Here is a 20,583-nt window from a genome sequence, read left to right as displayed (position 1 = left end):
GGGGACGTGGATCAATGGCCGGACGGGCGCGGGCGGATGCACGAGCGGGCCAGGAGTTCGTCGATCTCGGCCGGGGTCGGCATCGCGGCCGAGCAGGAGAGCCGGGAGGCGACCAGCGCCCCGGCGGCGTTGGCGTAGCGGATCACGCGTTCGAGGTCCCAGCCGGCGAGCAGCCCGTGGCACAGGGCGCCGCCGAACGCGTCACCCGCGCCGAGTCCGTTGACGACCTCGACCGCCACCGGCGGCACCTCGGCGACGGTGCCGTCGCGGTGTGCGGCGAGCACGCCCTTGGGGCCCTGTTTGACGACGGCGAGTTCGACCCCTGCGGCCAGCAGGGCCCGGGCGCAGTCGGCCGGTTCGCGGACGCCGGTGGCGATCTCGCACTCGTCGAGGTTGCCGACGGCCACGGTCGCGTGGGCCAGCGCCTTGGCGTACCAGGGACGGGCCCTTTCCGGATCGGCCCAGAACATCGGCCGCCAGTCGAGGTCGAAGACGGTGACGCCCCCGGTCCTCGCGGCCGTGCGGGCCTCCAGGGCGGCGAGCGTGGCGGTGCGGCTCGGCTCCTCGGAGAGACCGGTGCCGGTCATCCAGAAGATCCGGGCCTCGCACACCGCGGCGAGGTCGAGCTCGTCGGCGCGCAGCTCCATGTCCGGTGCCTTGGGCCGTCGGTAGAAGTAGAGCGGGAAGTCGTCGGGCGGGAAGATCTCGCAGAAGGTGAGCGGGGTGGGGTATTCGGGGGTGGTCAGGACCAGCCGGTCGTCCACGCCGAATTCGCGCAGCGCCCGGTGGACGTACTCGCCGAACGGGTCCGCGCCCGTACGGCTGACGAGGGCCGTGCGCCGTCCCAGCCGGGCGGCGGCGACCGCGACGTTGGCGGGCGAGCCGCCCAGGAACCGCCCGAACGTCTCCACCCGTGCCAGCGGCACACCGGTCTCGAGCGGATAGAGGTCGACCCCGACGCGGCCCATCGTGAGCAGGTCGTACGGTTCGACCGGCTCGTACGGCACGGCCGGCCCGGCCGGTTCGCTCATGTCTGCCATCTCCGTCCTTCCGCCGGCGGATCCGGTCCGGTCGGCTCCGGTCAGGTCTAGCCGGGCGCACGGGACCCTGTCAAGGATTTGTCCTTACATATGGACGTCCCCCGAAGGGGCATTGACTGTACGTCCATATGTCCGGACGAAGCCTTGACACCCATCTACCCGGCAGGGAAGCTACCGGCAACCCCACCCCTGCCCTTCGGCACGGGAGAACCAGCCCTTGACCGGTCACCGCCGACCGGCGAGAGGAGAGCCGCCGCATGCCCGCCGCCCACTCCCCTTCTCCCCCCTCCGGTTCCCCCGCCCCGAGCTCCCCCGGCCGGATCCGGGTCGGCTCCGCACCGGATTCGTGGGGCGTCTGGTTCCCCGACGACCCGCAGCAGGTCCCCTGGCAGCGCTTCCTCGACGAGGTCGCCGAGGCGGGCTACGCGTGGATCGAACTCGGCCCGTACGGCTACCTCCCCACCGACCCCGCCCGGCTGCGCGACGAGACGGAACGGCGTGGTCTGACCGTCTCCGCCGGCACGGTGTTCACGTCCCTGCACCGCGGCCCGGACACCTGGGACTCCACCTGGGCGCACGTCGCGCAGGTCGCCGAGCTGACCCGGGCGACGGGCGCCGGGCACCTCGTCGTCATCCCGTCCTTCTGGCGCGACGACAAGACCGCCGAGCTGATCGAGAGCCCCGAACTGACCGCCGAGCAGTGGCGCCACCTCACCACCGGCACGGAACGGCTGGCCCGCGAGGTGCGCGAGCGCTACGGGCTCGACATCGTCGTCCACCCGCACGCCGACACCCACATCGACACCGAGGCGCACGTCGAGCGCTTCCTCGACGCCACCGACTCCGACCTGGTGAACCTCTGTCTGGACACCGGGCACTACGCCTACTGCGGCGGGGACAGCGTCAAGCTCATCGAGACCTACGGCGAGCGGATCGGCTACCTCCACCTCAAGCAGGTGGACCCGGTGGTCCTCGCGGACGTCCTCGCCGAGGGCACCCCCTTCGGGCCTGCCGTCCGGCGCGGCGTGATGTGCGAACCGCCGCGCGGCGTACCGGCCCTGGAGCCCGTCCTGGCCGCTGCCCGCAAGCTCGACGTCGACCTCTTCGCCATCGTCGAACAGGACATGTACCCCTGCCCGCCGGACCGGCCGTTGCCCATCGCCCGGCGCACCCGCCGCTATCTGCGCTCGTGCGGCGCGTAGGCCCGGCCGGCGGATCGTCGCGAGTGCACCTCCGCTGCGCGGCGGTGTCCTCAATCGCCGGACGGGCTGACATGCAGGCGGTACGGACGGCTCGCAGTCGAACGAGAACGAGGGAAGCCATGACGCAGCGAGGAACACTCGGCGTAGCCGTGATCGGTACGGGCAGGATGGGCGCGGACCACGTCCGGCGGCTCGACGAGGTCGTCGGCGGGGCCCACGTCGCCGCCGTCGTGGACATCGACGGCGACCGCGCCGAAGCGATCGCGGGCCGCCTCGACGGCGCCACCGCCTACACGGACCCGGCCGCCGCCATGGCCGCCGCCGACGTGGACGCCGTCCTCATCGCCTCGCCCGGCCCGGCCCACGAGGCCGCACTGCTCGAGGCGCTCGACCGCGACCTGCCGGTGCTGTGCGAGAAGCCGCTCACCCCGGACGCCGCGTCCGCGCTGCGCGTCCTGGAGGCGGAGACCCGGCTGGGCCACCGGCGGGTGCAGGTGGGCTTCATGCGCCGCTACGACGCGGAGTACATGCGACTGAAGTCGCTGCTGGACGCGGGCGACTTCGGCCGGACGCTGATGCTGCACTGCCGCCACCGCAACACGTCCACGCCGCCCGGGTTCACCGAACAGATGATGATCAACGACTCGGTCGTGCACGAGATCGACGCCACGCGCTGGCTCCTCGACCAGGAGATCACCGCCGTCACCGTCCTCAAACCCACCCCCTCGTCGGCGGCGCCCGGAGCGCTGAGCGACCCTCAGTTCGTCCTCTTCGAGACCTCGGGCGGCGCGGTCGTCGACGTCGAGATCTTCGTCAACTGCGGCTTCGGCTACCAGGTGCGCTGCGAGGCGGTCGGCGAGCGCGGCACGGCGCTGATCGGTGACGCGCACGGCCTGACCGTGAACGCCGCGGGGCGGTGGGGCGGGGAGATCGCGCCCGACTTCCGGCAGCGCTTCGAGGACGCGTACGACCGCGAGGTCCGCCACTGGGTCGACGCCACCCGGCGCGGCCTGGTCGAGGGCCCCAGCGTCTGGGACGGCTATGCGGCCGCGGTCGTCTGCGAAGCGGGCGTACGAGCGCAAACCGCGGGGACGCGTGTGGCGGTGGAACTGCCGGAGCGGCCGGTCATGTACCGCTGAGGTGCACGTTTCCTCCCCCCCCCAACGGGGCGGAGGCGCCGCGGGCCCCACGGACCTGAGGGCCCGGGGCGCGCAGGTGGGTTGCGGGGCGTAAAGCGACGCAGCCCCGCAACCCACCGGAGCGTCCCGGGCCCGCCCCCACCGAACGCGCGGCGGCGCGACGGCCCGAACCCCCACAGCCCGCCGCAGGCGAAACGGCGCCGCACGGGGCCCCGGACCGCCACAGACAAAACGGAGGCACCCCACATGCGGATCGGACTCCTGGGCGCAGGCCGCATCGGCACGTTCCACGCCACCGCCCTCGCGCACACCGACGGCGTCGACGGCCTCGTCATCGCCGACGCCGACCCGGCGCGGGCCGCCGCGCTCGCCGAGCGGCTGGGCGCCGAGGCGGCGGTCCCGGCGACTTCGGTCATGTCAGCGGCAGAAGCATTCGCACAGGTGGAGGCCGTGGTGATCACCGCCGCGACGGCCGCGCACGCCGACCTGATCACCGAAGCGGCCCGCAACCGGCTGCCCACCTTCTGCGAGAAACCGGTCGCGCTCGATCTGGGCCGCACGGTCCGCGCGCTGCGCGAGGTCGAGTCGGCGGGGACGCTGTTGCAGATGGGGTTCCAGCGGCGCTTCGACGCCGGGTTCCGGGCCGCTCGGGAGGCGTTGCGGGCGGGGCGGCTGGGCCGGGTGCACACCATCCGGGCCGTCACCTCGGACGCGGCGCCGCCACCGGCGGAGTTCCTGCCGCTGTCCGGCGGGCTGATCCGCGACTGCCTGGTCCACGACTTCGACGCCGTCCGCTGGCTGACGGGCCGTGAGGTGGCAGAGGTCTACGCCCGGGGCACGGACGGCGGTGCGGCGTGCTTCCGCGAGGCCGGTGACGTGGACACCGCGGCCGTCCTGCTCACCCTGGACGACGACACGCTCGTCACCGCGACCGCCACCCGGTACAACGGCGCGGGGTACGACGTGCGGACGGAGCTGTCCGGCGAGCGCGACCAATGGGTGGTCGGGCTGGACGACCGTACGCCCATGACCTCGGCCGAGCCGGGCGGGCCGGGGGCGCCCGTACGACCGTGGAGCGGCTTTCTGGAGCGGTTCGACGGCGCGTACCGCGCCGAGCTGGCCGCCTTCGTGCGGGCCGCGCGCGGCGAGGTGCCCAACCCCTGTTCCGGGTGGGAGGGGCTGCGTGCGCTGGTCGTCGCGGAGGCGTGTGAGCTGTCCCGGCGGGAGGGCCGGCCCGTGCGGCCGGCGGAGGTGGCCGAGCGGGCGGGGGTCCCTGCCCTCTGATCATCCCCTTCGCCCCCCGGCCGTTTCCCTGATCATGCTTACCCCAGAACGTGACTGACTCCGTGTCACCTTCACGTCACAGTGGTCACGCTTACATGGCCCTTCCGTCACAGGCGTTCGACAGCCCCGCTCGCCCGGTCACTCTGCGTCGTTCATTGGGGGCAGGCTCAGTGATCAAGAACGGCCGTGCCGCAGCTTCCCGACGGATCCCCCCTCCGTGGCTGCGGCGCAGCGGAGAGGCGCGACAGATGACCGACCGTCGGCTCTGGTCCTACAAGGAAATCGCAGCGCACATCGGAGTGCAGACCGACACCGTGCGGTCCTACCGCAAGCACGGACTGCTCCCCGCGCCCGACCTCACCGAGGGCGGCAAGCCCTACTGGTTCGCGGACACCATCCGCGCCTGGGTCGCCCGGCGGCCCGGCAACCGCTCCCGTCGCGGATCGACGGACTGAACCTCCCCGCCCCCGCCCCCGCCCCACCAGCCGGGCCCCAGGTCGAGCTCCCCCTCGACCTGGGGCCCGTTCCCGTCGGGGCGCGGGCAGGCGTACGGGCAGGCGTGCGGCCGGGCGGAAAAACCCCTGACCCCCACCCGAAGGAATACCCCTAGGGGGTAAGGTGTTGACGCTGTCGAGTTGATCGAAATCTACCGAGGAGCACCACCATGACCTCCGGGACGAACACCGCCTCCACCACCGTCTACCGCGTCACCGGCATGACCTGCGGCCACTGCGAGTCCGCGGTGACCAGCGAACTCACCGCGCTCCCGGGCGTCACCTCGGTGCAGGCCGTCGCCGCCACCGGCCAGGTCACCGTCACCGCCACCGCCCCGCTGGACGACGAGGCCGTCCGCGCCGCCGTCGACGAGGCCGGTTACGAACTGACCGGCCGCGTCTGACCCGCCCCCACCCCCGCCCGCCCGCGAGGAGCGACGCGATGACCAGCACGACCCCCACCCGGACGACACCGCCCACCGCCGAAGTGGAACTCGCCGTCGGCGGCATGACCTGCGCGTCGTGTGCCGCCCGCGTGGAGAAGAAGCTCAACCGGATGGACGGCGTCGAGGCCACCGTCAACTTCGCCACGGAGCGGGCGCGCGTCGCCTTCGGCCCCGGGGTGGAGGTCGCCGACCTCATCGCGACCGTCGAGAAGACGGGCTACACCGCCGAGGTGCCCCGCCCGCCGGAGCCGGAGGCCGCGGAAGCGGATCACGGTGACGGCGGCGGGGAGGCGGGCGGGGCGCGGCAGCGGCTGGCCGTCTCGCTGGCGCTGTCCGTCCCCGTCGTGCTGATGGCGATGGTCCCGGCGCTCCAGTTCGACAAGTGGCAGTGGCTGTCGCTGACGCTGGCCGCCCCCGTCGTGGTCTGGGGCGGGCTGCCCTTCCACCGGGCGGCCTGGACCAACGCCCGGCACGGCACGGCCACCATGGACACCCTCGTCTCGATCGGCACCCTGGCCGCCTTCGGCTGGTCGCTGTGGGCGCTGTTCCTCGGTACGGCGGGCATGCCGGGCATGCGGCACGGCTTCGACCTCACCGTCTCGCGGACGGACGGCTCGTCGGCGATCTATCTGGAGGCGGCGGCCGGGGTGACCACGTTCATCCTCGCCGGGCGCTTCCTGGAGGCGCGCTCCAAGCGGAAGGCGGGGGCCGCGCTGCGGGCGCTGCTGGAGCTGGGCGCCAAGGACGTGAGCGTGCTGCGCGACGGGCGCGAGCAGCGGGTGCCCGTCTCACGGCTGGCGGTCGGCGACCGGTTCGTCGTACGGCCCGGGGAGACGGTCGCCACCGACGGCACGGTCACCGAGGGCGCCTCGGCGGTCGACGTCTCGATGCTCACCGGCGAGTCCGTGCCCGTGGAGGTCACCGTCGGCGACCCGGTCACCGGCGCGACCGTGAACACCTCCGGGCGCCTCGTCGTCGAGGCCGTCCGGGTCGGCTCGGACACCCAGCTGGCACGGATGGCGAAGCTCGTCGAGGACGCTCAGAACGGGAAGGCAGAGGTGCAGCGCCTCGCCGACCGCGTCTCCGGCGTCTTCGTCCCCGTCGTGCTGCTGATCGCGCTCGGCACGCTGGCCGGCTGGCTGCTGGCCGGCTCCGACGCCACCGCGGCCTTCACCGCCGCCGTGGCCGTACTGATCATCGCCTGCCCCTGCGCCCTGGGCCTCGCCACCCCGACGGCCCTGATGGTCGGCACCGGCCGGGGCGCGCAGCTCGGCATCCTCATCAAGGGGCCGGAGGTGCTGGAGTCCACCCGCCGCGTCGACACGGTCGTCCTGGACAAGACCGGCACGGTCACCACCGGCCGCATGGGTCTGCACGACATGGTCGCGGCACCCGGCGTGGACGAAGGCGAGCTGCTCCGGTACGCCGGGGCGCTGGAGCACGCCTCCGAGCACCCGATCGCGCGGGCGGTGGCGCAGGCCGCCGCCGGGCGGCTCGGCCCGCTGCCGACACCGGAGCGGTTCGAGAACGTGGCGGGTCTCGGTGTGCGGGGCGTCGTCGACGGCCGCGAGGTGCTGGTCGGCCGTGAGCCGCTGCTCGCCCGGCAGGGGATCGAGCTGCCCGCCGAGCTGGCGCGGGCGGTGTCCGGGGCACGGACGGCGGGCCGCACGGCGGTGCTGGTCGCCTGGGACGGGCGGGCACGCGGTGTCCTGGCCGTCGCGGACACGGTCAAGGCCACGAGCGCCCGGGCCGTGGCGGAGCTGCGGGCACTGGGGCTGACGCCGGTGCTGCTGACGGGCGACAACACGGCGGTCGCCGAGGCTGTGGCGGCCGAGGTCGGCATCGACGAGGTGATCGCCGAGGTCATGCCGCAGGACAAGGTCGACGTCGTCCGGCGGCTCCAGGCCGAGGGCCGTACGGTCGCGATGGTGGGCGACGGCGTCAACGACGCGGCGGCCCTGGCCGCGGCCGATCTGGGCCTGGCGATGGGGACGGGCACGGATGCCGCCATCGAGGCGGGCGACCTCACGCTCGTCCGGGGCGATCTGCGGGTGGCCGCGGACGCGATCCGGCTCGCGCGCCGGACGCTCGCGACCATCAAGGGCAACCTCTTCTGGGCCTTCGGCTACAACGTCGCCGCGCTGCCGCTGGCCGCGGCCGGACTGCTGAACCCGATGATCGCGGGAGCGGCGATGGCCTTCTCGTCGGTGTTCGTGGTGACGAACAGTCTGCGCCTGCGGCGCTTCACGTAGGCCGCGCTGACTGCGGCCTCGACCGGGGGTCCGGGGGTTGCCCCCGGAGGACACAGCCCGTAAGCCGCACTGGCCTGCACCCCCGGCCGGGGTCCGGGGGTTGCCCCCGGAGGACGGCACATGGGCCCCGCCGAACCACGTCCCCGGCCCGGGGCCCGGGGGTGCCCCGGAGAACGCAGCACGGCCCCGCCGAACCACGACCCCGGCCGGAGGCCCGGCGGTTGCCCCCGGAGAACTCAGTACGTGGGCCGAGCGCCCAGCGACCACGCTTCACGAAATCCACATAACCGGCACAACACCCGCACCGCACCCGGTGCGATTTGGCGGACGGTGGGCTTGCCCTTTTACGTCCAGTTATGGCAAGAGACCTAGATCACAGCAATATGCAGGTAACCATTCAGGGGGGTGGATGGTCTAACCATGCAGTGCTGGATCGTCTTGGGGGACGAAACCGGCCACGCGTGGCCGGGGCACGTACCTGGGGAGCTTTGAGCGGCCCTCCCGTACGCGTCCCGGCAGATCGCGTCCGCCGGTGCCACGCGCCCGGCACGCCGAGGCGCCCGGCCGGATCCCGTGGGGGGAATCCGAACCGGGGAACGGAAGGTGCCTCGGCTCCGACCCGTGGGGGGATCGGAGCCGAGGCGCCTTCTAGTTGGTACATACATTGGCGCATGAAGCTTCTCTGCGCGTCCGCGTCCGCGTCGAGCACGACGAAGGCGCCCCACCCCCTCTTCCAGGGGTGGGGCGCCTTCGTCGTACGGCTACGTCACGCTTACGCGTCAGCGCTGCTCGACCGGGATGAAGTCACGCTCGACGACGCCGGTGTAGATCTGGCGCGGGCGGCCGATGCGGGAACCCGGCTCCTTGATCATCTCGTGCCACTGGGCGATCCAGCCGGGCAGCCGGCCGAGCGCGAAGAGCACGGTGAACATCTCGGTGGGGAAGCCCATCGCCCGGTAGATCAGACCGGTGTAGAAGTCCACGTTCGGGTAGAGGTTGCGCGAGACGAAGTAGTCGTCGGAGAGCGCGTGCTCCTCCAGCTTGAGCGCGATGTCCAGCAGCTCGTCGGACTTGCCGAGGGCCGAGAGGACGTCGTGCGCGGCAGCCTTGATGATCTTCGCGCGCGGGTCGAAGGACTTGTACACCCGGTGGCCGAAGCCCATCAGGCGGACGCCGTCCTCCTTGTTCTTCACCTTGCGGATGAAGGAGTCGACGTCGCCACCGTTGGCCTTGATGCCCTCGAGCATCTCCAGGACCGACTGGTTGGCGCCACCGTGCAGCGGGCCCCACAGGGCGCTGATGCCGGCGGAGATCGAGGCGAACATGTTCGCCTGCGAGGAGCCGACCAGGCGCACGGTCGACGTGGAGCAGTTCTGCTCGTGGTCGGCGTGCAGGATCAGCAGCTTGTCGAGCGCGTTGACGACGACCGGGTCCAGGTCGTACTCGGCGGCGGGCACCGAGAAGGTCATGCGCAGGAAGTTCTCGACGTAGCCGAGGTCGTTGCGCGGGTAGACGACCGGGTGACCGATCGACTTCTTGTACGCGTACGCGGCGATCGTCGGGAGCTTGGCCAGCAGTCGGATCGTCGACAGGTGGCGCTGCTGCTCGTCGAAGGGGTTGTGGCTGTCCTGGTAGAACGTCGACAGCGCGCTGACGACGGACGACAGCATCGCCATCGGGTGGGCGTCGCGCGGGAAGCCGTCGTAGAAGCGCTTGACGTCCTCGTGCAGCAGCGTGTGCTGGGTGATCTCACCCTGGAACGCCGCCATCTCGTCGACGGTCGGCAGTTCACCGTTGATCAGCAGGAACGCCGTCTCGAGGAACGTGCTGCGCTCGGCGAGCTGCTCGATCGGGTAACCGCGGTAGCGCAGGATGCCCTGCTCACCGTCGAGGTAGGTGATCGCGGATTTGTAGGCGGCGGTGTTGCCGTAACCGGAGTCCAGGGTCACCAGACCGGACTGGGCGCGGAGCTTGCCGATATCGAAGCCCTTGTCGCCGACAGTGCTGTCGACCACCGGGTAGGTGTATTCGCCGTCCCCGTACCGCAGTACTACAGAGTTGTCGCTCACGTCATCCCTCACCGACGTTGTGCCTCTTCTTCGAGGTGCCCTGACTACCCCTACCTTCCCCCATTTGGACGATGTACGTGCACTCGGGGTCGGCCATAGGGCCTAAAGGCGGCACTCAGTGCCGCCCAGCCTGCCCATCCTGCCCCCTTCGCCCTGATTGGTAAACTCAACCGAGACGAACGCCACCTCCGAGCCGATGATCAAGCGCTGTGCAGCGCTTTCCGGCCGACACGGTGCGCACCGCCTGCCCGAGCGCCTTCCGTGAGCCCACCAGCACCACGAGCCGTTTTGCCCGGGTCACGGCGGTATAGAGCAGATTGCGCTGGAGCATCATCCAGGCACCCGTGGTGACCGGGATCACCACCGCGGGGTACTCGCTGCCCTGCGATCGGTGGATGGTCACCGCATAGGCGTGGGCGAGTTCGTCGAGCTCGTCGAAGTCGTAGCCGACCTCCTCGTCCTCGTCGGTACGCACGGTCAGGCGCTGCTCGTCGGCGTCGAGGGCGGTGACCACCCCGACCGTGCCGTTGAAGACGCCGTTCTGTCCCTTTTCGTAGTTGTTGCGGATCTGGGTGACCTTGTCGCCGACGCGGAAGACCCGGCCGCCGAAGCGCCGCTCGGGCAGATCGGGGCGGGCGGGCGTAATGGCCTGCTGGAGCAGGCCGTTGAGGGTGCCGGCGCCGGCCGGGCCACGGTGCATCGGCGCCAGCACCTGGATGTCGCGGCGGGGGTCGAGGCCGAACTTCGCGGGGATGCGCCGGGCCGCCACGTCGACGGTGAGCCGGCCGGCCTCCTCGGTGTCCTCCTCGGGGAAGAGGTAGAAGTCCGTCATCCCCTGAGTGATGGGCGGCACCCCGGAGTTGATGCGATGTGCATTGGTCACCACGCCGGACTGCTGCGCCTGCCGGAAGATGCGGGTGAGCCGGACCGCGGGGACGGGCCCGTCCGGGGCGAGGAGGTCGCGGAGCACCTCGCCCGCGCCGACGGAGGGCAGCTGGTCGACGTCCCCGACGAGCAGCAGGTGGGCACCCGGAGGCACGGCCTTGACCAGCTTGTTGGCGAGGAGGAGGTCCAGCATGGACGCCTCGTCGACCACCACCAGATCGGCGTCCAGCGGGCGGTCGCGGTCGTACGCGGCGTCGCCGCCGGGCTTGAGCTCCAGCAGCCGGTGCACGGTGGAGGCCTCGGCGCCGGTCAGCTCGGACAGCCGCTTGGCGGCCCGCCCGGTGGGCGCGGCGAGCACCACCTTGGCCTTCTTGGCGCGGGCCAGCTCGACCACGGACCGTACGGTGAAGGATTTGCCGCACCCGGGGCCGCCGGTGAGGACCGCGACCTTCTTCGACAGCGCCAGCCGGACCGCCTGCTGCTGCTCCGGGGCCAGTTCGGCGCCCGTGCGGTCGGCGAGCCAGGCCAGGGCCTTGTCCCACTCGACGCCCTGGAAGACGGCGAGCCGGTCCTCCTCGGTCCGCAGCAGCCGGGTCAGCTGTCCGGCCAGCGACAGCTCGGCGCGGTGGAAGGGGACGAGGTAGACGGCGGTGACGGGCGCTCCGCCCTCGGGGCCGGGGACCTGCTCGCGGACCACGCCCTCCTCGTCGGCGGCGAGTTCGGCGAGGCAGTCGATGACGAGCCCGGTGTCGACCTGGAGCAGCTTCACGGCGTCCGCGATCAGCCGCTCCTCGGGGAGGTAGCAGTGGCCCTGGTCGGTGGACTGGGACAGGGCGTACTGGAGACCGGCCTTGACCCGCTCGGGGCTGTCGTGCGGGATGCCGACGGACTGGGCGATGCGGTCGGCGGTCAGGAAGCCGATGCCCCACACGTCCGCGGCCAGGCGGTAGGGCTGGTTGCGGACGACGGAGATCGAGGCGTCGCCGTACTTCTTGTAGATGCGCACGGCGATGGAGGTGGAGACGCCGACGCCCTGGAGGAAGACCATGACCTCCTTGATGGCCTTCTGCTCCTCCCAGGCGGCAGCGATCGACTTGGTGCGCTTGGGCCCGAGTCCGGGGACCTCGATGAGGCGCTTCGGGTCCTCCTCGATGATCTCCAGGGTGTCCGTGCCGAAGTGACTGACGATGCGGTCGGCGATCCTCGGGCCGATGCCCTTGATGAGGCCGGAGCCCAGATAGCGGCGGATGCCCTGGATCGTGGCGGGCAGCACCGTCGTGTAGTTCTCCACGGTGAACTGCCGCCCGTACTGCGGGTGGGAGCCCCAACGGCCCTCCAGGCGCAGCGACTCCCCCGGCTGGGCGCCGAGGAGGGAGCCCACGACGGTGAGGAGATCGCCGCTGCCCCGGCCGGTGTCGACCCGGGCGACCGTGTAACCGCTCTCCTCGTTGGCGTAGGTGATCCGCTCGAGGACCCCTTCGACCACTGCCAGTTGCACCATGTCCCGACGGTACCGCCCGGGTCCGACAGGCGTTCGGGCCTGTGGACAACCCCTGAGGAGTCGGCGCACGGGGAAAATTCGAGGGGCCCGGTCCGACGACCGGGCCCCTCGCGTTCCCCCCAGAATCGGCTTCCCCGAATCCCCCCGGATCCCTCCCCGGGAAGCCCGATGCCATGTACGACTCACTCGGGCGTCGTAGGGTTGCAGCGATTTCGAGGAGTTATCGATCCGTTACCGATCGCGACGGTCCGTGACCGGAATGACGCACCTGCTCACTCAGAGCACATGGTGCCGGTAGCGATCCAGCACCTCAGCGAGGACATCGGCCCCCTCGCGCGCCCAGAGTGCGGGATTGAAGATCTCGACCTCGGCGGCCCCGGTGTACCCGGCGGAGGCCACCCGTTCGCGGAACCAGCGCAGATCCACGCAGCCGTCCCCCAGTTGCCCCCGCCCCAGCAGGACGCCCTCGGGCAGCGGGGTGACCCAGTCGGCGAGCTGGAACGCGGCGATCCGGCCGCTCTCCCCCGCCCGTACGAGCTGTGCGGCCACCGTGTCGTCCCACCACAGGTGGTAGGTGTCCACCACCACCCCGACCTGCCGGGCGGGGAACCGCTCGGCGAGATCGAGGGCCTGACCCAGCGTCGAGACCACACAGCGGTCGGCGGCGTACATGGGGTGCAACGGTTCGATCGCGAGCCGCACCCCGTGCCCCGCCGCGAACGGGCCCAGCTCGGCCAGCGCGTCGGCGATCCGCTCGCGGGCCCCGGCCAGATCCCGGCTGCCCGGCGGCAGACCGCCCGAGACCAGCACGAGGGTGTCGGTGCCGAGCACGGCGGCCTCCTCCACCGCCGCCCGGTTGTCGGCGAGGGCCGCGGCCCTTCCGGCCGGGTCGGGGGCGGTCAGGAAACCGCCCCTGCACAGGCTGGTGACGGTCAGTCCCGCGTCCCGCACGAGCCGGGCGGCGGCCGTGGCGCCGTACTCCCGGACCGGTTCGCGCCACAGCCCCACCCGCCGCACCCCGGCCGCCGCGCAGCCCGCCGCCAGCTCGGGGAGCGACCACTGCCGTACGGTCTGCTGGTTGAGGCTGAACCCCGCCGGTGCGGCGGGAGGCGCGGGGCCGCTCACCGCTCCACCCCGTGCACCGCCAGCAGCCGCGCCATCCGGTCCTCGGCGCGTCCCGGGTCGGGGAACAGCCCGAGGCCGTCGGCCAGTTCGTAGGCGCGCGCGAGGTGCGGCAGGGAGCGCGCGGAGTGCAGCCCGCCCGCCATCGCGAAGGCATCCTGGTGACCGGCCAGCCAGGCCAGCAGGACGACGCCCGTCTTGTAGAACCGGGTGGGCGGCTCGAAGAGGTGCCGGGAGAGGGCGACGGTGGGGTCCAGGAGGGCGCGGAAGCCCTGCCGGTCACCGGAGTCCAGCAGCCGCGTCGCGTGGGCCGCGAGGGGCGCCAGCGGGTCGAAGACGCCGAGGAGGGCGTCACTGTGGCCGTGGGCGTCGCCCTCGATGAGCTCGGGGTAGTGGAAGTCGTCGCCCGTGTAACAGCGCACCCCTGGGGGGAGGCGGCGGCGCAGCGCGCGTTCCCGGTCGGCGTCGAGCAGGGACACCTTGACGCCGTCGACCTTGTCCGGCCGGTCGGCGACGATGTCGAGGAAGGTGTCGGTCGCGGTGTCCAGGTCGGTGCTGCCCCAGTAGCCCTCCAGGGCGGGGTCGAACATGGGGCCGAGCCAGTGGAGGATGACGGGTCGGGCCGTTTGGCGCAGCAGCCGCCCGTAAACCTCCTTGTAGTGGTCGGCTCCGGTGGCGACGGCCGCGAGGGCCCGGGAGGCCATGACGACGGCCGTGGCGCCGTGTCCCTCGACGTGGGCGAGCTGCTGCTCGTAGGCGGCGGCGACGTCGGCCGGGGTGCCGTACGGGGGCGTCAGCTGATCGGTGCCCGCCCCGCAGACGAGGTGGCCGCCGACGGCCTTCGCCTCGGCGGCCGAGCGGCGGACGAGTTCGGCGGCGGCCGGGGCGTCCAGGCCCATGCCCCGCTGGGCGGTGTCCATCGCCTCTGCGACCCCGAGGCCGTGCGCCCACAGGTGGCGGCGGAAGGCGAGGGTGGCGTCCCAGTCGAGGTCGGCGGGGCCGTGGCCGGTGGTGTTGCCGAAGGGGTCGGCGACGACGTGGGCGGCGGCCAGGACGGTACGGGACGCCGGGGGCGGGCCTTTGGGGGGCACGGCCGGGGGCACGGTGCGGGGCACGTAGGCGCGCAGGGCACCGGCGGCGTCCGGCAGCCGGATCACCGCCCCGGCTCCCCTACGTCCATCCGGCGGCCGTCCGCGGCGGACATCCGGGCCAACAGGCCCAGTTCCACGCCGCGCGCCCCCGCGAGGAGGTCGAAGCGCCAGGGCTCGTCGAGGACCACGTGGCGCAGGAACAGCTCCCACTGCGCCTTGAAGGCGTTGGCGCCGGCCCCGTCGTCCTCGTTGTCCGGGACCTCCTGCCACTGCGCCCGGAAGTCGCCCGTGGCCGGCTGGTCGGGGTTCCAGACGGGCCTCGGGGTGACCGAGCGGTGCTGCACCCGGCAGGAGCGCAGCCCGGCGACGGCCGAGCCCTCGGTGCCGTCGACCTGGAACTCCAGCAGCTCGTCGCGGTGCACCCGCACCGCCCAGGAGGAGTTGAGCTGCGCGACCACACCGCCCTCCAGTTCGAGGATCGCGTAGACGGCGTCGTCGGCCGTCGCCTCGTACGGCTCGCCGCGCTCGTCCCAGCGGCGGGGGATGTGGGTGGCCAGGTGCGCCTGCACGGACCGTACGGGCCCGAAGAGTTCACGCAGGACGTACTCCCAGTGCGGGAACATGTCGGCGGTGATGCCGCCGTCGTCCGCCTCGCGGTAGTTCCACGAGGGCCGCTGGGCGGGCTGCCAGTCGCCTTCGAAGACCCAGTAGCCGAACTCGCCGCGCACGGACAGCACCCGGCCGAAGAAGCCGCCGTCGACGAGCCGTTTGAGTTTGCGCAGCCCCGGCAGGAACAGCTTGTCCTGGACGACGCCGTGCTTGACGCCCGCCCGCCGGGCGCGCTGGTAGAGGTCGAGGGCTCCGCCGACGTCGAGGGAGGTCGGCTTCTCGCAGTACACGTGCTTGCCCGCGGCGATGGCCTTGCGCAGCGCGGCCTCGCGGGCGGCGGTGATCTGGGCGTCGAAGTAGACGTCGACGCTGGGGTCGGCGAGGACGGCGTCGAGGTCGGTGGACCACTCCGGGACGCCGTACCGCTCGGCGAGCGCCCGGATCCTGCCCTCGCTCCGCCCCACGAGGACCGGCTCGGGCCACAGCGCGGTCCCGTCCCCGAGATCGATGCCGCCCTGCTCGCGCAGGGCGAGAACGGAGCGCACGAGGTGCTGGTGGTGGCCCATGCGGCCGGTCACGCCGTTCATCGCGATGCGTATCGTCCTGGCGGTCCTGGCGGCACCACCGGCCTTGCCCCCGGCTGCCCCGGCCGTTCTGTGCGTCATCGGAGGGGGTCCTCTCCTCGCCGGCCACGACCTGTCACGAGCGCCTGCGAAGCTAGCACCTCGGCCGGTGCCCATGCGGCGATTCGCACCGTTTGCCGCCCCGGGGGCATTTTCGTCGGCCCAGCGGGAAACGGATCACGAAGGACACGCGCGGTGGCCGCCACCGCCCACCCGCGCCACGCCGACGACCTACGGAGCCCGTATGAAGCTGGCCTTCTCGACCCTCGCCGTGCCCGGTCTGCCCGTCCCGGAGGTGGTGCGGCTCGCGGGCGCGTACGGCTACGACGGCGTGGAGCTGCGGGCCCACCCGGAGGAACCCGTGCATCCGGGGATCGGGGCGGCGGAGCGGGCCCGGGTGGCCGGGGAGTTCGCGGAGGCGGGGGTGCGGATCCTGGCCGTGGCCGGGTACGCGCGGGTCGCCGCGGAGCAGGCCGACGAGGCCGTGCTCGGCGAGCTCGAGGACCTGATCCGGCTCGCCGGGGACCTCGGGGCGCCGTACGTCCGGGTCTTCCCCGGTGGTGGCGGGTCGCCGGCGGCGGAGGCCGACGCGCGAGCGGCCCGGCGGCTCGGGGCCGTCGCGCCGCTCGCCGCCGACCGGGACGTCCGGGTGCTGCTGGAGACGCACGACTCGCACCCCCGGGCCGCCGATACCGCCCGGGTCCTGGGTCCCGTCGGGCACCCCAGCGTCGGCGCGGTGTGGGACGTGCTGCACACCTGGCTCGGCGGTGAGGAACCGGCCGTCAGCTTCCCGGCGGTCGCCCCGCACCTGGGCTATGTGCAGGTCAAGGACGTCGCCTCGGCCGAGGACCCGACCCCGCTCGCCCTCGGCTCGGGGGTGCTGCCGCTGGGCGCCTGCGTGGGCGAGCTCAGCCGGGCGGGCTGGGACGGCTGGCTCAGCTGGGAGTACGAGAAGCTCTGGCATCCCCACACGGCCGACTTCGCCCAGCTGGCCGGGCCCGGACGGCAGTATCTGCTGGGCCTGCTCGACGGCGCCGGGGCGGCCTGAAGACACCGGTGCCCGGCCCCGGACACAACCCCGGACACGGCCTCCGACCACGGCCTCCGACCACGGCGTCGGCCCGGCTCCGGCTCCTTCTCGGGCCCCGCCCCGACCGTATGATGAGCCCTCTGCGAGAGGGCGGCACATGACGGTGGAGACCAAGGAACGGCTGATCGCCGCTGCGGGGACGGTGCTCCGGACGCAGGGGTACGGCAAGGCCAGTGCCCGGACGATCGCCAAGGAGGCCGGGGTCAACTCGGCCTTGGTCTTCTACCACTTCGGCGGCGTCGACCCGCTGCTCTTCGCGGCCCTCGACCGCTCCTCCGCCGAGCGGATGGCGCTGCACAGCGCCACCGTCGCGGACGCCGCCACCCTCGAGGAGCTCGCCGAGGCCGCCACTCGCATCTACCGCGACGACGTCGAGGGCGGCCACCTCACGCTCTTCACCGAGCTGGTCGCCGCCGCCGTCGCCAAGCCGGAGCTGCGCGAGGGCATCAGGACGCGGGCCGAGCCGTGGCAGGACTTCATCGAGGAGACCCTGGAGCGGGTCATCGGCGGCACCCCGCTGGCCCGGCTCACCCCGCCGCGCGACCTCGCGAACGCCGCGATCGCCTTCTACCTCGGGGCCAACCTCTTCAGCGTGCTGGACACCGACCACTCCCGTACGGAGTCGGTCTTCGCGATGGTCCGACGGCTGGCGCCGCGCGCCAAGCTGCTCACGATGCGGCTCCCCGGCCGGGGCCGCGCGGTGCGGTCCGTTCCCGAGGGAACGGTTTAGAGCCTGTCCGGCGGGTCTTCGGCTGCGGGCCGGTTTTGCCGCCTGCGGCGGCGGGCGCCCTGCGGGCGCGTCCTCAAGCGCCGGACGGGCTGGTAGTGGCTGAGCTCGGCCAAATCAGCCCGTCCGGCGTTTGAGGACACCGCCGCGCAGCGGTGGTGCCCCCCCACGACCGCCGGACAGACAGCCGCGGAACCGCCCGGCGGCGCCGCCCGTCCAAGGCGCGTGCTGTCGCTGATTCCTCGCAGAGCGGTGCCGGCGTCGCCGCTGGCCGCGCCGCCGGCCACCCTCTCCGCCGCCTGCGACCGGCAGCACGCCGCCGTCGGCGCACCCCCCTTCGAGAGCGTCGGCGGCGGCTCGCCGGAGGAGCGGTCACGCTCCGCGAAGCCCGGCCCACGCCTGGCGGGTACGGGGCCGGGCGGGCCACTCTGTACGCGCATCACGGGGACGGGGGAGTTCATGCGCCGAGGCGCGCTGCCGAAGGCGCTGCTGGTGTGCGCGGTGCTCGTGGGGATGTACACGCTGACCGCGTGTCAGGGGGCCGGGCGCGCCGAGGCGGGGACGGCCGTCCCCCCGACCGGAGCCGGACCCACCCGGTCCGGGCAGGGCCCGGTGTTCCTGGCGGCGGAGGAGTGCGCGAGCCGGGGCCGGGCGGCCGCCGCCATCGAAGAGGTGACCTGCGCGGGCCCGGCGGCCGCGGCGAGGGTCCTCGCCCGCTTCAACGGCCCGCTGGCGAAGGGTCCGCGCTGCCCGGCCGCCACCGACTACGTCCTGCACATCACCGCCGTCGACGGCGTCTCCGAGGAGGACAGCGCGCCCGAGGGCTACGCCTGCATGCGCAATCTGCGGCCGCCGCACCCGGGCGACCCCGGCATGGGCGGCGGCCCGCTCACGGTCGTCGGCGACTGTGTCTACACCGAGCGGCGCGGCGTGGTGAAGGAGACCGCCTGCGACGGCTCCCCCGCCCGTCCCCCGGAGTATCTGGTGACGCGCACGGTCCGCACCCGCGCCGACTGCCCGCCGTCGACGGCGCTGTACGTACAGGTCGGCGGCGGGACACCCGTCGGGTGTGCCCGCCGCCTGGCCTAGGGCCGTCTCAGCCGTGTCCGAGGGACGTCACGGCCGCAGGGTCTGCTCCCGGTCGACGCTCTGCCGGTCGAGCTTCGCGTCGTAGGGGGCGAGCGGCTTGGCGCGCGACTCGTCCTTCTTCACGGCCGCGGGCGCGACACCGGCCCACTCGAGGACCTCGGCCGTGGCCTTGATCCGCTCGTCGGCGACGAGCTGGGAGATGTTCGAGCCGTGGTTGCCGCCCGGCGCGTAGAAGCGGTAGTCGTCACGGGCCGCGGCGCGCTTGCCGAGGCGGAACGGCTCGCCGCTCCACGGGTCGTTCTGGCCGTAGACGAAGAGCATCCGGGTGCTGTCCTCGCGCACCCAGCGGTCCACGTCGGCCATCGCGCCGCGCTGGAAGCGCATCGGGATGTCACGCGGCACGTAGCTGCGCGGCTGGTAGATCCCCGGGTACCGGAGCAGCCCCTTCAGGTGCGGGGAGTCGAAGGTGGGCGCGCCGAGCTGGGTGCCCGCCTGGTAGTAGTACGGGGTGAAACGCTCCAGGCCCTGGTCGGTGTAGGCCGAGAAGCCGGAGATCTCGTCGACGAACTTGTAGAGGTCGTCCGTGGAGGCGTTGGTCGCGGGGACCGTCTTGCAGTCGCTCTGCAGGTGGTACTGCCAGAAGGCCCACACCAGGTCGAGGACCACGTTCTCGTACGCCTTGTCGGCGCTGCCGACGACCTTGAAGGTCTGGCCGTTGTCGTCGGCCCACTTCTGGTAGCGGGCCACGATCTCGGTGCGGCGGACGAGCGCCTCGCGCTGGACCGAGTTGAGCTGGGTGCGGCAGGCCTTGTCGCCGACGCTCGCGAAGAAGCGGTCGTAGGCGGAGTCCTCCTTGTCGGCCACGTCGTTGGGCGCGACGTAGGCGACGGTGCCGTTCATGTCGTTCGGGTAGAAGCGGCGGAAGTACGTCGCCGTCATGCCGCCCTTGCTGCCGCCGGTGGCCAGCCAGTTCTTGCCGTAGACCGGCTTGAGGGCCTGGTAGAGGCGGTGTTGGTCGGTGGCGGCCTGCCAGATGTCGAGCTTGCTCCAGTCCGCCGGCTTCGGCCGGGAGGGGGTGAAGAAGCGGTACTCCATCGAGACCTGGTTGCCGTCGACGATGCGCGTGGGCTCGCTGCGGCTGGGCGTCGTGGAGACGTTGTACCCGGAGGTGTAGAAGACGGTCGGCCGGTCCGTGGCCTTGTGCAGCAGCGTGAAGCGCTGCTGGAAGGTCCCCTTGGCCTTGTTCCGGTGGTCGACCGGCTGGGTGTAGTTCAGCACGAGGTAGCGGTAGCCCTCGTAGGGCTTCTCCTCGACGAGACTCATCCCGGGAATCTTCAGGATGCGTTCCTTGATGTCCGGCTCGGTGGCGGCCGTGGCCGTCCCCGCCGTCGCACCGCCGACACCGATGGCACCTATGAGCACCACCAGCGCCAGCAGCCATCTGAGCGCCTTGCGCATTCGCCCTCCCCTGGGTTCGCAAAAGTCGCCGCGAACCTACCGGGGGCGTCATCCGCCACGCCAGACTTTTCCCTTGACTGATCGCCGACTGATCGCCGTCTGATCAACGACCGACCGACGCCAAGCGGAAGATGATCAACCGCTGCGCTTGACGTACCGGACCACGACCGTGCCGTTCTTGAACGTGCGCGACTCCGCCAGCTCGTAGCGCTCGGACGAGAACTCGCCCGAGAACAGCCGGATGCCGTCCCCCGCGACGAACGGATAGATCTTCACCACCAGCTCGTCGATCTCCGGGCGGAGCTGCCCGGCGAGGTTGCCGCCGCCGCAGAGGTAGATCCCCTTGCCCTCCTGGCCCTTGAGTTCACGGACCAGCTCCACCGGGTCGCCGGAGAAGACGGTGACGTCCGGATCCGGGCTCCCGGTCAGGGACTTCGACCCCGGATCCCCCAAGCTGATCAT

General features: G+C 72.4%; 17 protein-coding genes. 9 read left to right on the top strand and 8 right to left on the bottom strand.

Going from position 1 to position 20,583, the window contains the following annotated elements; all coding sequences use genetic code 11:
* Positions 1-11: 11 nt before the first annotated feature.
* Positions 12-1,040, bottom strand: a complete 1,029-nt coding sequence (gene iolC / locus FHS38_RS00880) for a 5-dehydro-2-deoxygluconokinase (RefSeq protein WP_229821904.1) — start codon at positions 1,038-1,040, stop codon at positions 12-14.
* Positions 1,041-1,297: 257 nt separating this feature from the next.
* On the opposite strand from iolC, the gene FHS38_RS00875 reads away from it, so the two are divergent.
* The 6 genes from FHS38_RS00875 (at position 1,298) to FHS38_RS00850 (ending at position 7,857) form a co-directional block, all read left to right on the top strand.
* Positions 1,298-2,242 carry a sugar phosphate isomerase/epimerase family protein gene (locus FHS38_RS00875; RefSeq protein ID WP_184729645.1) on the top strand — a complete coding sequence of 315 codons (945 nt, stop codon included), beginning with the start codon at positions 1,298-1,300 and terminating at the stop codon, positions 2,240-2,242.
* A gap of 119 nt (positions 2,243-2,361) precedes the next feature.
* Positions 2,362-3,381 carry a Gfo/Idh/MocA family protein gene (locus FHS38_RS00870; protein ID WP_184729643.1) on the top strand — a complete coding sequence of 340 codons (1,020 nt, stop codon included), beginning with the start codon at positions 2,362-2,364 and terminating at the stop codon, positions 3,379-3,381.
* A gap of 246 nt (positions 3,382-3,627) precedes the next feature.
* A complete protein-coding gene (locus FHS38_RS00865) occupies positions 3,628-4,665 on the top strand; it encodes a Gfo/Idh/MocA family protein (protein WP_184729641.1) in 1,038 nt (345 codons plus the stop codon).
* A 248-nt stretch (positions 4,666-4,913) separates the two neighbouring features.
* Positions 4,914-5,120, top strand: a complete 207-nt coding sequence (locus FHS38_RS00860) for a helix-turn-helix transcriptional regulator (RefSeq protein ID WP_184729639.1) — start codon at positions 4,914-4,916, stop codon at positions 5,118-5,120.
* A 209-nt stretch (positions 5,121-5,329) separates the two neighbouring features.
* A complete protein-coding gene (locus tag FHS38_RS00855; protein ID WP_184729637.1) occupies positions 5,330-5,563 on the top strand; it encodes a heavy-metal-associated domain-containing protein in 234 nt (77 codons plus the stop codon).
* A 38-nt stretch (positions 5,564-5,601) separates the two neighbouring features.
* Positions 5,602-7,857 (top strand): heavy metal translocating P-type ATPase, encoded by a 2,256-nt coding sequence (locus tag FHS38_RS00850; protein ID WP_184729635.1) that lies wholly within the window; start codon positions 5,602-5,604, stop codon positions 7,855-7,857.
* A gap of 779 nt (positions 7,858-8,636) precedes the next feature.
* On the opposite strand, the gene FHS38_RS00845 is transcribed toward FHS38_RS00850, so the two are convergent.
* The 5 genes from FHS38_RS00845 to FHS38_RS00825 form a co-directional block, all read right to left on the bottom strand.
* Positions 8,637-9,926 (bottom strand): citrate synthase, encoded by a 1,290-nt coding sequence (locus FHS38_RS00845; RefSeq protein ID WP_184729633.1) that lies wholly within the window; start codon positions 9,924-9,926, stop codon positions 8,637-8,639.
* Between the two features lie 166 nt (positions 9,927-10,092).
* Positions 10,093-12,312 carry an SF1B family DNA helicase RecD2 gene (recD2, locus tag FHS38_RS00840; RefSeq protein ID WP_184729631.1) on the bottom strand — a complete coding sequence of 740 codons (2,220 nt, stop codon included), beginning with the start codon at positions 12,310-12,312 and terminating at the stop codon, positions 10,093-10,095.
* Positions 12,313-12,588: 276 nt separating this feature from the next.
* A complete protein-coding gene (locus FHS38_RS00835) occupies positions 12,589-13,437 on the bottom strand; it encodes a sugar phosphate isomerase/epimerase family protein (RefSeq protein ID WP_184729629.1) in 849 nt (282 codons plus the stop codon).
* Complete coding sequence (locus FHS38_RS00830) at positions 13,434-14,591, bottom strand: dihydrodipicolinate synthase family protein (RefSeq protein WP_184729627.1); 1,158 nt, start codon at positions 14,589-14,591, stop codon at positions 13,434-13,436. The genes FHS38_RS00835 and FHS38_RS00830 overlap by 4 nt, the downstream gene beginning before the upstream one ends.
* Positions 14,588-15,799 (bottom strand): Gfo/Idh/MocA family protein, encoded by a 1,212-nt coding sequence (locus tag FHS38_RS00825; protein WP_184729625.1) that lies wholly within the window; start codon positions 15,797-15,799, stop codon positions 14,588-14,590. Before FHS38_RS00825 ends, FHS38_RS00830 begins: the two co-directional genes overlap by 4 nt.
* A gap of 202 nt (positions 15,800-16,001) precedes the next feature.
* On the opposite strand from FHS38_RS00825, the gene FHS38_RS00820 reads away from it, so the two are divergent.
* The 3 genes from FHS38_RS00820 (at position 16,002) to FHS38_RS00810 (ending at position 18,663) form a co-directional block, all read left to right on the top strand.
* Complete coding sequence (locus FHS38_RS00820; protein WP_184729623.1) at positions 16,002-16,805, top strand: sugar phosphate isomerase/epimerase family protein; 804 nt, start codon at positions 16,002-16,004, stop codon at positions 16,803-16,805.
* 139 nt (positions 16,806-16,944) lie between these two features.
* Complete coding sequence (locus FHS38_RS00815; RefSeq protein WP_184729621.1) at positions 16,945-17,577, top strand: TetR/AcrR family transcriptional regulator; 633 nt, start codon at positions 16,945-16,947, stop codon at positions 17,575-17,577.
* A 222-nt stretch (positions 17,578-17,799) separates the two neighbouring features.
* A complete protein-coding gene (locus FHS38_RS00810) occupies positions 17,800-18,663 on the top strand; it encodes a hypothetical protein (protein WP_308433488.1) in 864 nt (287 codons plus the stop codon).
* Positions 18,664-18,690: 27 nt separating this feature from the next.
* Here the strand turns inward: FHS38_RS00810 and FHS38_RS00805 are convergent, their stop codons facing one another.
* Positions 18,691-20,121 carry a S28 family serine protease gene (locus FHS38_RS00805; RefSeq protein WP_184729619.1) on the bottom strand — a complete coding sequence of 477 codons (1,431 nt, stop codon included), beginning with the start codon at positions 20,119-20,121 and terminating at the stop codon, positions 18,691-18,693.
* Between the two features lie 135 nt (positions 20,122-20,256).
* Entirely contained in the window at positions 20,257-20,583 is a 327-nt protein-coding gene (locus tag FHS38_RS00800) for a dihydrofolate reductase family protein (RefSeq protein WP_184729617.1), read from the bottom strand.

Origin of the sequence: Streptomyces netropsis (genome assembly GCF_014203545.1) — a bacterium.
Classification (GTDB): Bacteria; Actinomycetota; Actinomycetes; order Streptomycetales; family Streptomycetaceae; genus Streptomyces; species Streptomyces netropsis.
The sequence above is the reverse complement of the archived record's forward strand: the minus strand, read 5'-3'. Positions and strand labels throughout refer to the sequence as shown.